12 protein-coding genes are annotated in these 13,476 nt (G+C 66.1%); 9 read left to right on the top strand and 3 right to left on the bottom strand.

Translation table 11 applies throughout. From position 1 onward, the window contains the following. Nucleotides 1-9 precede the first annotated feature (9 nt). From AC1DX2_RS12350 to AC1DX2_RS12325, 6 genes are all read left to right on the top strand, one after another. Entirely contained in the window at nucleotides 10-861 is an 852-nt protein-coding gene (locus AC1DX2_RS12350) for a 2OG-Fe(II) oxygenase (protein ID WP_477196683.1), read from the top strand. 13 nt (nucleotides 862-874) lie between these two features. Continuing rightward, a complete protein-coding gene (locus tag AC1DX2_RS12345) occupies nucleotides 875-1,783 on the top strand; it encodes an alpha/beta fold hydrolase (protein WP_477196632.1) in 909 nt (302 codons plus the stop codon). After that, nucleotides 1,780-2,625, top strand: a complete 846-nt coding sequence (queF, locus tag AC1DX2_RS12340) for an NADPH-dependent 7-cyano-7-deazaguanine reductase QueF (RefSeq protein ID WP_477196631.1) — start codon at nucleotides 1,780-1,782, stop codon at nucleotides 2,623-2,625. Before AC1DX2_RS12345 ends, queF begins: the two co-directional genes overlap by 4 nt. Nucleotides 2,626-2,646: 21 nt before the next feature. Then, entirely contained in the window at nucleotides 2,647-3,483 is an 837-nt protein-coding gene (locus tag AC1DX2_RS12335) for a phytanoyl-CoA dioxygenase family protein (protein WP_477196630.1), read from the top strand. 376 nt (nucleotides 3,484-3,859) lie between these two features. Next, nucleotides 3,860-4,393, top strand: a complete 534-nt coding sequence (locus tag AC1DX2_RS12330) for a chemotaxis protein CheW (protein ID WP_477196629.1) — start codon at nucleotides 3,860-3,862, stop codon at nucleotides 4,391-4,393. 10 nt (nucleotides 4,394-4,403) lie between these two features. Then, a complete protein-coding gene (locus AC1DX2_RS12325; protein WP_477196628.1) occupies nucleotides 4,404-6,188 on the top strand; it encodes a methyl-accepting chemotaxis protein in 1,785 nt (594 codons plus the stop codon). A gap of 77 nt (nucleotides 6,189-6,265) precedes the next feature. On the opposite strand, the gene AC1DX2_RS12320 is transcribed toward AC1DX2_RS12325, so the two are convergent. Genes AC1DX2_RS12320 through AC1DX2_RS12310 form a run of 3 tightly spaced genes read right to left on the bottom strand, consistent with a single transcriptional unit; the run spans nucleotide 6,266 to nucleotide 9,390 of the window. Then, nucleotides 6,266-7,222: a LysR family transcriptional regulator gene (locus AC1DX2_RS12320; RefSeq protein WP_477196627.1), complete on the bottom strand. Its 957-nt coding sequence runs from the start codon at nucleotides 7,220-7,222 to the stop codon at nucleotides 6,266-6,268. A gap of 22 nt (nucleotides 7,223-7,244) precedes the next feature. Continuing rightward, a complete protein-coding gene (locus AC1DX2_RS12315; RefSeq protein ID WP_477196626.1) occupies nucleotides 7,245-8,837 on the bottom strand; it encodes a sensor histidine kinase in 1,593 nt (530 codons plus the stop codon). A 55-nt stretch (nucleotides 8,838-8,892) separates the two neighbouring features. Then, nucleotides 8,893-9,390 carry a hypothetical protein gene (locus AC1DX2_RS12310; protein ID WP_477196625.1) on the bottom strand — a complete coding sequence of 166 codons (498 nt, stop codon included), beginning with the start codon at nucleotides 9,388-9,390 and terminating at the stop codon, nucleotides 8,893-8,895. Nucleotides 9,391-9,475: 85 nt separating this feature from the next. Between AC1DX2_RS12310 and AC1DX2_RS12305 the strand changes: the two genes are divergently transcribed. From AC1DX2_RS12305 to pnp, 3 genes are all read left to right on the top strand, one after another. After that, nucleotides 9,476-10,651, top strand: coding sequence for a pyridoxal phosphate-dependent aminotransferase (locus AC1DX2_RS12305; protein WP_477196624.1), 1,176 nt, complete (start codon nucleotides 9,476-9,478; stop codon nucleotides 10,649-10,651). Between the two features lie 207 nt (nucleotides 10,652-10,858). Continuing rightward, complete coding sequence (rpsO, locus tag AC1DX2_RS12300) at nucleotides 10,859-11,125, top strand: 30S ribosomal protein S15 (protein WP_477196623.1); 267 nt, start codon at nucleotides 10,859-10,861, stop codon at nucleotides 11,123-11,125. A 226-nt stretch (nucleotides 11,126-11,351) separates the two neighbouring features. Further along, a complete protein-coding gene (gene pnp / locus AC1DX2_RS12295) occupies nucleotides 11,352-13,469 on the top strand; it encodes a polyribonucleotide nucleotidyltransferase (protein ID WP_477196622.1) in 2,118 nt (705 codons plus the stop codon). Nucleotides 13,470-13,476 lie beyond the last annotated feature (7 nt).

Genomic DNA, 13,476 nt, shown 5'->3' with positions numbered 1-13,476 from the left:
AACAAACCCATGCTGCACCAGGTGGTGACCTCCGAGCTGAGGGCCTGGATCATCGCCCAGGCCCAGGCTGGCCAGCACCCCGACGTGGTGCTCAAGGCCATGCTGGCCTCCGGCTGGCAGCAAGACGTGGCCATCGCCGCGATGGAAAAGACCATGCAGGAGTATGTGGACGAGCAGCAGCTGATGGCCAAGCTGCCGCCGCAGGTGCCGGTGCCGCAGCCGGCCATGGAACCGTCGGCGCTGTACGCGGATGCCGGCGACCGCCGGGTGCACGTGGTCAGCAGCGTGGCCGAGCCGCACGTGGTGGTGTTTGGCAACCTGCTCAGCGACGAGGAGTGCGATGCGCTGATCGCCGCCGCCAAGCCGCGCATGGTGCGCTCCATGACGGTGGCCACGCAGACCGGCGGCGAAGAGGTCCATGTGGACCGCACCAGCATGGGCATGTTCTTCGAGCGCGGCGAGAACGAGGTGGTCAAGCGGGTGGAGGCGCGCATCGCCAAGCTGCTGAACTGGCCGGTGGAGCATGGCGAGGGCCTGCAGATCCTGCACTACAAGCCGGGTGCCGAGTACAAGCCGCATTACGACTATTTCGACCCCAACGAGCCCGGCACGCCCAAGATCGTGCAGCGTGGCGGCCAGCGTGTGGCCACGCTGATCATGTACCTGGCCGAGCCCGAGCGCGGCGGCGGCACCACCTTCCCCGACATCAAGCTGGAAGTGGCGCCCAAGCGCGGCCACGGCGTGTTCTTCAGCTATGCGCGGCCGCACCCCTCCACGCTGACGCTGCACGGCGGCGCACCGGTGCTGCAGGGCGAGAAGTGGATCGCCACCAAATGGCTGCGCGAGCGGGTCTTTAAATGAACGGAAACTGACTATGAAGGTCCGCGCCAATGGCATAGACATCGAGGTGGAAGACACCGGCCCCGGCGCGCCTGGCGAGCAGCGCCCGGTGGTGCTGTTGATCATGGGCCTGGGCATGCAGCTGATCGCCTGGCCGCAGTCCCTGGTGCAGGCGCTGGTGGATGCCGGCTACCGCGTGGTGCGCCATGACAACCGCGACATCGGCCTGTCCCAGCATTTCGACCACCTGGGCAAGCCCAAGCTGTTGTGGCAACTGCTGAAGCACAAGCTGGGCCTGCCGCTGCGCGCGCCCTACACACTGCACGACATGGCACTGGACGCCCTGGGCGCGCTGGATGCCTTGGGCGTGGACAAGGCGCACATCGTGGGCGTCAGCATGGGCGGCATGATTGCCCAGCGCGTGGCGCTGGCCGCCCCTGAGCGCGTGCTCAGCCTGACCAGCATCATGAGTTCCAGCGGCGCGCGCGGCCTGCCGCAGGCACGCCCGGAGGTGCTGGCAGCGCTGATGGGCCGCCCGGCCAGCACCAGTGCGCAGGACATCCTGGCCCATTACGTGAAGTTGTTCAAGGTGATCGGCAGCCCCGGCTTCCCCCTGAGCGAGGACGAGATGCGCGAACGCATCCTGGTCGGCGTGCAGCGCAGCTTCCACCCGGTGGGCACGCTGCGCCAGATGGTGGCCATCGCCGCCGACACGCGCCGCGCTGCCGAGCTGGCGACACTGCGCTGCCGCACGCTGGTGCTGCATGGCCGCGCCGACCCGCTGGTGCCCTTTGCCTGCGGCGAAGACACGGCGCGGCGCATCCCCGGTGCCGCCTTGATCGGCATTGAGGGCATGGGGCACGACCTGCCGCCCGGCGTGGTGCAGCGGCTGCTGGTGCCCATGCTGGCGCACATGGGGCTGACGCGAGCGGGCGCAACATGAACACGGCCGAACAATCCCAGCTGGGCAAGGTTTCGGCCTATGTGGACCGTTACGACGCCAGCCTGCTGTTTCCCATTCCGCGCGCGCCCAAGCGCGCCGAGATCGGCTTGGGCAGCGCCGTGCCGTTCTTCGGTGCCGACCTGTGGACGGCGTTTGAGCTCAGCTGGCTGAACCCGCGCGGCAAGCCGCAGGTGGCGCTGGCCCAGTTTGTGGTGCCCTGCGAGAGCCTGAACATTGTCGAGAGCAAGTCCTTCAAGCTGTACCTGAACAGCTTCAACAACAGCACGTTTGCCGACGCCCAGGCGGTGCGCGACAGGCTGCGCGCCGACATCTCCGAGGCGGTGTGGCGCGGTGCGCCGGCGCCGGCGGGCGTCGGTGTGAAGCTGCTGCTGCCCGAAGAGTTCGACAAAAGTGCCGTGCACGAGCTCGATGGTCTGAGCCTGGACCGGCTGGACATTGAGTGCACCCATTACACGCCCGCGCCCGAGCTGTTGCGTGCCGCCGTTGGCGATCAGCCGGTCACCGAAGTGCTGACCAGCAACCTGCTGAAGAGCAATTGCCTGGTGACCGGCCAACCCGACTGGGGCAGCGTGCAGATCGCCTACAGTGGAGCGCAGATCGACCAGGAGGGCCTGCTGCAATACCTGGTGAGTTTTCGCAACCACAACGAGTTCCATGAGCAGTGCGTGGAGCGCATCTTCATGGACATCTGGAACCGCTGCCAGCCCGCCAAGCTCGCCGTCTATGCCCGCTACACCCGCCGCGGCGGGTTGGACATCAACCCCTACCGCACCAGCCACCCGGTGGCGCTGCCCGCCAACGTGCGCACCGCGCGCCAATGAACCCACTGCTCGCTCACGCCCATGCTCACCCCCCAGCAACAACAGCAATTCCAGCAAGACGGCTACCTGGTGCTGCCCGATTTCAAGTCTGCCGATGAAGTGGCCGCGCTGCGTCAGCAGGCCATGGCCATCGTCGATGCCTTCGATCCTCGTGAGAGCATCAGCATCTTCACCACCCAGGAGCAGGCGCGCAAGGTGGACACCTACTTCATGGAGTCCGCCGACAAGGTGCGCTGTTTTTTCGAGGAAGAGGCGTTCGATGAGCGAGGTCAGCTGAAGCAGGCCAAGGCGTTGTCCATCAACAAGATAGGCCACGCCATGCACGACCTGGACCCGGTGTTCGCGCAGTTCTCGCGCGGCGACAAGCTGGCCGCACTGGCGGCCGACCTGGGGCTGGCACAGCCGCAAATCTGGCAGTCCATGTACATCTTCAAGCAGCCGGGCATAGGCGGTGAAGTCAACTGGCACCAGGACGCCACCTTCTTCGACACCACGCCCATCAGCGTCACCACCTTCTGGTTCGCGTTGGAAGACGCCACGCGCGACAACGGCTGCCTATGGGCCGAGCCGGGCGGCCACCGTGGCCCGCTGCGCGAGCGTTTCGTCAAGGCTGGTGACGGCGCCGCGATGGAAAAGCTCGACGCCACGCCCTGGCCCGACAACCGCACTGCCGTGCCGCTGGAGGTGCGTGCCGGCGCGTTGGTGGTGTTCCACGGCCTGTTGCCGCACTACAGCGCGCCTAACCGGTCAGCGGTATCACGCCATGCCTACACGCTGCATGTGACGGATGCGCGCACGCAGTACTCGCCGCGCAACTGGTTGCAACGCGATGCGCACTTGCCGGTGCGCGGTTTCTAACACCGTTGGAGCACGCTGCTGTGAGCGACGCCACGTTCGAACAGCAGTTGAAGAACTTCATAGCGCCCTCGCCAGCCCGTTTGACGGCCGATAGGACGGCCGGGATTGTGGCCGGATTGTGACGCCAGCTTTGATCGGGATCTGACAAGCAGGCCCGCAGCCAGGTCCGCGCGACCCATGTTTCACTCTTGCAGTGGCTTCAAATTGCCCGGGCTGCAGGCTGAACCCAGCCGCGTCCGCGTGTGACTTAGTTCACGCTCTCATCACACTCTTTGGAGTGCACTCCCTACCATTCAAACCATGGCGGCAAGGGTCCTCGCGCCGTCAAACTCCGGCGAACAGCCGGGCCATTGGTTCAACTTTCAGGGAGCTGGGCATGCAACTACAAACCGTCGAAACAATCAGCCAGTTACCTGGCCCGGCCGGCATGCTGGCCGACCCCGGAGCGGATGGCGCCGGCGAATACCTGGCCTTTCGCCTGAGGGGACAGGAATACGCCGCCGACATCCTGGACGTGCAGGAAATCCGCCACTTCGAGCAGCCCACCCGCATGTTGGGCGCTGCCGACTTCGTGCTGGGCGTGCAAAACCTGCGCGGCGCCATCGTTCCCATTCTGGACTTGCGCTTGCGGCTGGGTCTGCCCGCCAGTTATGACAGCCAGACGGTCACGGTGTTGCTGAACCTGGCCGCCGGCACGGTGGGGCTGGTGGTGGATTCGGTGTCCGATGTGGTGACGCTGGCTGGCGAAGATATTCAACCCATGCCGGCGCTGAATGACAGCGCCGACGTGCGCTTGTTCCAGGGCCTGGCCAGCACCTGCCAGGGTGAGCTGGCGCGCACCCTGGTGCTGGTGAATTTCGAGGCCCTGCTGCCTGCCGGCAAGCCACTGTCCAAACTGTCTGTTGAATAAGGGGATGACCATGAATTTGCGCAATGTGAGCATTCGTTCCCGGCTTAGCCTGGCGTTTGTCGGCCTGTCGCTGGTGGTGGTGGGGGTGTCGGCGCTGGCGCTGACGGCCCTGTCCGATGCCAATGCCCGCTTTACCAACTACACCGGTGGCCTGAACGCCCGCGCCGCTATGGTGGCCCACCTGCGCGCCGCGGTGGACGACCGTGCCATTGCCGCCCGCAACCTGGTGCTGGTGACCAAGGATGCCGACCTCGCGGTGGAGAAGGCCGCCGTGGTGCGTGCCCACCAGGACGTGCAGGACAGCCTGGCCCAGTTGAACAAGATGATGGCCAATGGCGTGGGCGTGTCCGAACAGGGCCGCAAGCTGGTGGCCGAGATCGACAAGGTGGAGCAGGCCTATGGCCCGGTGGCGCTGGCCATTGTGGACCTGGCACTGAAGCAGCAGCGCGAGCAGGCCATCGCGCGCATGAACACGGACTGCCGGCCGCTGCTGGCGGCGCTCGTCAAGGCCACCAACGACTATGCCCAGTTCACCGCCGTGCGCACCCGCGATCTGGAAGCTGCCGCCGCCGCCGACTACGAGGGCCAGCGCAACCTGATGGGTGGGCTGTGCCTGGCCGCCGTGGCCGCTGCCTTGTTGGCTGGCTGGCTGATCACCCGTTCCATCACCCGTCCGCTGGCTCGTGCGGTGGTGGCCGCTGACCGCATCGCCGATGGCGAGCTCGGCGCAGCCATTGTGGTGAATTCCACGGACGAGACCGGCCGCCTGCTGGGCAGCCTGCAACGCATGCAGCAAAGCCTGGTGGACACCGTGAGCGCCGTGCGCCGCAATGCCGACAGCGTGTCGGTGGCCAGCCGCGAGATTGCACAAGGCAACAACGACCTGAGCCAGCGCACCGAGCAGCAAGCTTCTGCCCTGCAGCAGACCGCCGCGTCGATGGAGGAACTGGGCAGCACCGTACGCACCAACGCCGGTCATGCGCAGCAGGCAGGTCAGCTGGCCATCGTGGCCTCGCAGGTCGCCGTCAAGGGCGGTGATGTGGTGGGCCAGGTGGTGCAGACCATGAAAGGCATCACCGACAGCTCGCAGCAGATTTCCGAGATCATCAGTGTCATTGATGGTATTGCCTTCCAGACCAACATCCTGGCCTTGAACGCCGCCGTGGAAGCGGCGCGGGCCGGTGACCAGGGGCGCGGCTTTGCCGTGGTGGCTGCCGAGGTGCGCAACCTGGCGCAGCGCAGTGCCCAGGCCGCCAAGGAGATCAAGGGCCTGATCACCGCCAGCGTGCAGCGGGTGGAGCAGGGCAGCACGCTGGTGGACCAGGCCGGCAGCACCATGCAGGAGCTGGTGGCCTCGGTCAAGCGCGTGTCGGACATCATGGGTGAGATCAGTGCAGCCAGCGACGCGCAAAGCCAGGCCGTGTCGCAGGTGGGTGCCGCCGTCAGCCAGATGGACCAGGCGACGCAGCAAAACGCCGCGTTGGTGGAAGAGAGCGCCGCTGCAGCCACCAGCTTGAGCACCCAGGCCGAGCAGTTGGTGCAGGCTGTGGCCGTGTTCCGCTGCGAGGACCAGCCGGCCGCCGTCGCCGCCCGGCCAGCCCGTGCTGAAGCACCGGTGACCCCGACCGCGCCGGTGGCTGCTGCCAGCAAGCCCACGGTGGAGCGCCGCAGCCCCAACCGGGCCACCAATGTGCGCCGCCTGCCCGCGACCGACAAGGTCGCCGTACCGCTGGCTTCCGCCAACGTGGTGCAGCCAGTGGCCCGCACCGGCACTGACGACTGGGCTGCTTTCTAAGGGAGCCGGCCACACCACCGGCGGGCAACCTGCCGGTGAGTCATGCACAAACAGGGGCGGTTCTCAACCGCCCCTTTTCATGGTCTGGCGGGCTTCTTGCGGCGCGTTGCAGCTACCGGCTTTGCGCCGGGCACAGCGGCCATCTGCCGGCGCAAGAAGTCCACCGCGAATTCGGCCGTGGGTGAGTAGCTGCGCCCTTTCAGCGACACCACGCCCAGCTCCGAGTACTGCTGCGGCATGCCCACCACCTCCAGCAGCAGCATGTCGCCGCTGGCGACCTCATTCACCACCACGTCGGTGACGGCGGCCATCACCGTGTCGGTGGTCAGCGCCACGCGCTTGAGCAGGTGCAGGTCGTCACACTCCACCGCGATGGGCAGGCGCTGGCCATCGTCCAGCCCGAACATGCCGGTCAGCACCCGCGTCACCTCCGGCGGCAGGCGCACGCTGGCCAGGCCGTAGGGCAGCAAGTCGGCCGGCAGCAGGCCTCTTGTCAGCGCCAGCACCGGGTGGCCGCGGCGGACGTAGAAACCGGCGCTCTGGTGGCCGATGTGCTCGATGCTCAGGTCATGCGCCGGTGGCACATTGCGCACATCGGCAACAAAAAAATCCAGCTCTTCGGCGCGCAGGTGCTCCAGCAGATAGCGCCAGTTGTTGACCTCTACCCGGCTGTTGATGCCGGGGTAGCGGGTGCGCAGCTCGGTGATCAGCCGCGGCACCAGCGCCACCGCCGGGAACGGCCCGACGCCGAAGGCCAGGTCACCCATCAACCGCTCGCGGTACAGGTCCACGTCGCGCTCCAGGCAACGGCTGTCGAACAGCAGCTTGCGCGCCCGCTCGATGACGAACTGCCCGGCCGAGGTGCAGGTGACCTCGGGCATGCCGCGGTCGAACAGCTGCAGGCCCAGTTCGGCCTCGGCGGCCTGGATGCTGCGGCTGAAGGCCGGCTGGCTCAGGTGCACGCGGCTGGCCGCGCGGCCGAAGTGGCGCTCATCGGCCAGGGCCACCAGGTGCTTGAGCCGTCTCAGGTCCATGCCGGTGTCGGGCCCACGCCGTTCAGGCCGCCTTCTTGGCGCGCCGCCGGGCGATTTGGGCCTGCTTGGGCAGCGTCACGGTGAAACGCGCGCCATGCGGTTGCTCTTCATCCAGTTGCACGCTGCCGCCCAGGCGCTTGGTGACCAGGTTGTGCACGATGTTCAGTCCCAGCCCGGTGCCGCCTCGGCCCATGCGGGTGGTGAAGAAGGGGTCAAACACCTTGCCGCGGTGTTCCACCGGAATGCCGTTGCCATTGTCGCGCACCACCAGATGCACCACGCCGTCGCCATCGCTGGCTTCCACGCTGACCAGGCCCTCACTGAGGCCCTCAAAGGCGTGGATCTGGGCGTTGACCACCAGGTTGGACACCACCTGCCCCAGCATGCCGGGGTAGCTGTCCATGGCTATGCCGGGGGCGGCCACCAGTTGCAGCCGCACGCCGCCGCTCTTGAAGCGCGGCTGCAGCGTGGAGATGATCTCAGTGAGCGTCTGCGCCAGGTCGAACGGGCGGCGCTGCTCGGAGATCTGGTCGGCCGCCACCTGCTTGAAGTTCTTGATCAGCTCGGCGGCACGGAACAACGAGCGCTCCATGATCTCGAAACCGTCCTGGCTGGTGGTGGCGTAGTCCATCAGGAAGGACTTGCGCACCTGGTTGGAGTCGGCCGCTGCGCGCAGCGTTTTCAACTGCTCTTTCAGCGCCGTGCCTATGGTCAGCGCGTTGCCTATGGGGGTGTTGAGCTCGTGCGCGATGCCGGCCACCATGCGGCCCAGCGAGGCCAGCTTCTCGCTGTTGACCAGCTCCTGCTGGGCCTGCTTCAGGTCGTTGAGCGCGTTGCTCAGCTCGGCGGTGCGCTCGGCCACGCTGGCCTCCAGCCGCTCGTTGTGCAGCTCCAGCGTGGCCTCGGCGCGCCGGCGCACCTCGATCTCCACCTTCAGCTCGCCGATCAGGGACTTCAGCGCCTCGCGCGTCTTGTCCAGGCTCTGGCCCAGGCGGCCCAACTCATCCGTGCGCTCCCACACCAGCGGCTGGTCCAGGCGCCCGGCGGCGATGGCCTCGGACTGGTTCACCAGCTTGTCGATGGGCGCTGTCATGCGCCATTGCAGCGTGAAGACGATCAGCAGCAGCGTCACCACCGTGGACAGGCTGGTGCGCAGCAGGAAGTCGGCACGCGCGCTGTGGCTGCTGATGGCCAGCGCCGCCTTGCTGATGGTCAGCGTCAGGCCGCCCACCACTTCGGAGCCCACCCGCACCTCGCGTTCGGATTGCACGATGTCGGCGTTGGCCGTCTGGTGCTGGGCAATGCGCTCGAAGAAAATCTTGCCCGAGGGCAGGTTGCGCAGCGTCACGCGCAGCATGCGCGGGTCGCTCATCACCGCGTCCACCATGGGCTCGATCAGCTTGGGCTGCACCTGCCAGATGGGGTCGCGCGCGCCGGCAGCCAGCAGGTCGGCGTAGCGGTTGACGTCGCTGAGCAGCTCGCGGTTCATGCGCTCTTCCACCTGCGCGGTCTCGATCTGGTAGGAGAACCAGGCGGGCACGAATAAGCCCAGCAGTACGGCCAGGATCACCGTGACGCGCAGCGAAAAGGGTCGCGTGGATTGGAGCAACGGCATGCAAATGCAAGAGTTGGCGCATCTTACCGAGCTTTCGGCCGCTCGGTGCTTCGGCTTACCTGAACAGCCGCACGCTGGCCCACCAGGCGCGCACCGAGGCCTTGGCCCGCAACACGGCCAGCCACGGCGGCGAGGCCCGCACCTTGCGCAGCAGATCGTCCTTCCAGGCCTTCCAGCGCGGGTACCAGCGGGCAAACCAGGGCAATTGCATCAACGCCGGTTGGAGCAGATGGAACAAGCGCGCCAGCAGGGCTGTGCCCGCCAGCTTGGCCGACAGTGCCACGATCAGGCCCAGCGTGACGTGGCCGTGGGCAAACAGGAACAAGGCCAGCACCTTGAACGGCAGCAGCGCCACGAACGGGATGCCGAAGGCCAGCAAGGCGGCCCATGGTGGCAAACGCGCCAGCCAGCCTTCCAGCTTGGCCCACAGTGGCAGCCGCGCCAGGCGGCCCAGCAGCGCCTGCAATGGCTCCCACCCCCACTCCTCGAACAGCAGGACCAGGACCAGCACGCTCAAGACCAGGTAGCGCAGGGCCTTCTTGATGGTTTGCATGTGAGGGCATTGTGACGGCTTTTGGTGCGCCTGCGCCAGGGGCTATACACTGCCTGCACCTCTTTTTCACCGCACTGTTTCCGCCATGCGCATTGCCATCCAGAACCTGGAAGAGTCGAAGATCCGTGAAGTCGCCAACGCCGGCCTGGGCCGCGACGATGTGTTGCCGTTCTGGTTTGGCGAGAGCGACGAGGTCACGCCCGAGTTCATACGCCAGGCGGCCATGGATTCCTTGCAGCGCGGCGAAACTTTCTACGCGCACAACCTGGGCCTGCCCGAACTGCGCCAGGCCATTGCCAGCTACACCAGTGGCTTGCACGGTGGCGTGGGCATGGAGCGCATCGCCGTCACCGCTGGCGGCGTCAATGCGCTGATGCTGGCCATGCAGGCGTTGGTGGATGCCGGCGACCGCGTGGTGGCGGTGACGCCGGTGTGGCCCAACCTGACCTCGCAGCCGCTGATCATGGGCGCGCAGGTGACCTGTGTGCCGCTGAAACCCAAGGCCGGCGCCTGGGCGCTGGACATGGACGCGCTGCTGGCCGCCATCACCCCGGCCACCAAGGTGCTGGTGGTCAATTCACCCAACAACCCCACCGGCTGGACGCTGAGCCGGGATGAGCAGCAGGCCATCCTGGCGCATTGCCGGCGCACCGGCACCTGGGTGCTGGCCGATGAGGTGTACGAGCGCCTGTATTACGGCGCCAGCCCCAACGGCTGCGCGCCCAGCTTCCTGGACGTGGCCGCGCCGGACGAGCGGCTGGTGGTGGTGCACAGCTTTTCCAAGAGCTTCCTGATGACCGGCTGGCGCCTGGGCTGGCTGGTGATGCCCGCCAGCATGACGCACCACATGGGCAAGCTGATCGAGTTCAACACCTCGTGCGCCAGCGTGTTCACCCAGCGCGCCGGGGTGGCGGCGGTGACGCGCACCGCCGAGGTGACGCCGCGCGTGGTGGCACACCTGAAATCCTGCCGCGACACCCTGGTGCCGCTGCTGCAGGCCGTGCCCGGCGTGGATGTGGCACCAGCCAATGGCGGCATGTATGCCTTCTTCCGGTTGGCCGGCTTCGACGATTCACTGGCCACCGCCAAGCGGCTGGTGCTGGAGGCCGGCCTGGGCCTGGCGCCTGGCGCCGCCTTCGACCCCGACCCGGCGGCCGCCAGCGCGGCCTGGCTGCGCTGGTGCTTTGCCTCCAAGGACGCCGCGCGCCTGGGCCAAGGGGTTGATCGGCTGCGAGGTTGGCTGGCCAGTGCCCGGCCGTAGCCGCTGCCGGCCCCAATTGACTGGCCGGTTGGCGGCCTCATGAATTCGGGTTATAATTCCAAGGCTTTGCATTCCACAGTGATTGCATGAGCGCACGTTGTGGGCAGTTCCAGCCCGCATCGCAAGTTGTACCAACCTGGGACGCTCACCAATTCAACGCGCCATCGTGTTGAATGGCCGCGTACCCGACTTACAGGAAACTGAAGAATGATCGCTTCCAGCATCAAAGCCGCTGTCGTCAAAGACAACGCACGCCAAGCCGGTGACACGGGCAGCCCCGAAGTGCAAGTGGCACTGCTGACCGCCCGCATCAACGAGCTGACCCCCCATTTCAAGACCCACGCCAAGGACCACCACGGTCGTCGTGGCCTGCTGCGCATGGTGAGCCGCCGCCGCAAGCTGCTGGACTACCTGAAGGGCAAGGACGCGGACCGTTACACCGCGTTGATCGCCAAGCTGGGCCTGCGCAAGTAAGCGCCTGATTGAACGAGGAACGCCTGAGTTAGCACGCTGACTCGGGCGTTTTTTACTTCGGAGCCGGCAAAAACAGAGCGAAGCTGTGTCATTCCAACGTGGTTCGGTGGCCAACAGGCCGGGCGAATCCCTCTGGAATGGCATCGTGTTCTGTGATGTTGTCTCCGGGCCTGAGGTGGGGTGGGCCAAACCCCCCAATGCAAGCTTCCCACACCTGGAGATAACAATGAGCATTTTCAACAAAGTCACCAAGACCTTCCAATGGGGCCAGCACAAGGTCGTCATGGAAACCGGCGAAATCGCTCGCCAGTCCACCGGCGCTGTGCTGCTGGACATCGAAGGCACCGTGGTGCTGGCCACCGTGGTCGCCAAGACCGAAGGCAAGGCCGGCCAGGACTTTTTCCCGCTGACCGTTGACTACCTGGAAAAGACCTATGCCGCCGGCAAGATCCCCGGCAGCTTCTTCAAGCGCGAAGGTCGCCCCAGCGAGTTCGAGACGCTGACCAGCCGCCTGATCGACCGCCCGATCCGTCCGCTGTTCCCCGAAGGCTTCTTCAACGAAGTGCATGTGGTGATCCACACGCTGTCGCTGAACCCCGAGGTGGACGCCGACATTGCCGCCATGATCGCCGTCAGCGCCGCGCTGTCGGTCAGCGGCGTGCCGTTTGCCGGCCCGATTGGCGCCGCGCGGGTGGGCTACATCAATGGTGAATACGTGCTGAACCCCGGCCAGACTGCCCGCAAGGACTCGGTGCTGGACCTGGTGGTGGCAGGCACCGAAGCCGCCGTGCTGATGGTGGAATCCGAAGCCAAGCAACTGTCCGAAGAAATCATGCTGGGCGCCGTGGTGTTCGGCCATGAGCAAGGCAACATCGCCATCAACGCCATCCACGAACTGGTGCGTGAAGCCGGCAAGCCGGTGTGGGACTGGAAGGCCCCGGCCAAGGACGAGCCGCTGATCGCCAAGATCAACGACCTGGCCCGCGACAAGCTGGTGGCTGCCTACCAGATCCGCAACAAGCAAGCCCGCACGCAAGCCTGCCGCGCTGCTTATGCCGACGTGATGGCCGCGCTGAAGGCTGAAGGCGCTGCATTCGACAGCGTGGCCGTGGAAGGCCTGCTGTTCGACATCGAAGCCAAGATCGTGCGCAGCCAGATCCTGGCCGGCGAACCCCGCATTGACGGCCGCGACACCCGCACCGTGCGTGCCATCGAAATCCGCAACAGCGTGCTGCCGCGCACCCACGGCTCGGCGCTGTTCACGCGTGGCGAAACCCAGGCGCTGGTGGTGACCACGCTGGGCACTGAGCGCGACGCGCAACGCATCGACGCACTGGCCGGCGAGTATGAAGACCGCTTCATGCTGCACTACAACATGCCTCCCTTCGCCACCGGCGAAACCGGCCGCGTGGGCACGCCCAAGCGGCGCGAAATCGGCCACGGCCGCCTGGCCAAGCGCGCCCTGGTGGCGGTGCTGCCGACCAAGGAAGAGTTCCCCTACACCATGCGCGTGGTCAGCGAGATCACCGAGTCCAACGGCTCCTCGTCGATGGCATCGGTCTGCGGCGGCTGCCTGTCGCTGATGGACGCCGGCGTGCCCATGAAGGCACACGTAGCCGGCATCGCCATGGGCCTGATCAAGGAAGACAACCGCTTCGCCGTGCTGACCGACATCCTGGGTGACGAAGATCACCTGGGCGACATGGACTTCAAGGTGGCCGGCACCACCAACGGCATCACCGCGCTGCAGATGGACATCAAGATCCAGGGCATCACGCGCGAGATCATGCAGGTCGCATTGGCTCAAGCCAAGGAAGCGCGCATGCACATCCTGGGCAAGATGCAGGAAGCCATGAGCGAGGCCAAGACCGAAGTGTCCAACTTCGCGCCGCGCCTGTTCAGCATGAAGATCAACCCCGAGAAGATCCGCGACGTCATCGGCAAGGGCGGCTCGGTGATCCGCGCGCTGACCGAAGAAACCGGCACGCAGATCAACATCGAGGAAGACGGCACCATCACCATCGCCTCCACCGATCCGGCCAAGGCCGAAGAAGCCAAGCGCCGCATCGAGCAGATCACTGCTGAAGTGGAAATCGGCAAGGTCTACGAAGGCCCGATCACCAAGATCCTGGACTTCGGCGCGCTGGTCAACCTGCTGCCCGGCAAGGACGGCCTGCTGCACATCAGCCAGATCGCCCACGAGCGCGTGGAAAAGGTCAGCGACTACCTGACCGAAGGCCAGATCATCAAGGTCAAGGTGCTGGAGACGGACGAGAAGGGCCGCGTCAAGCTGTCCATGAAGGCCTTGCTGGACCGTCCGGCACACGCCGACAACAACGGCTGAGCCACAG

The sequence above is a fragment of the Hylemonella sp. P2_B10 genome (assembly GCF_056404875.1).
The sequence above is the reverse complement of the archived record's forward strand: the minus strand, read 5'-3'. Positions and strand labels throughout refer to the sequence as shown.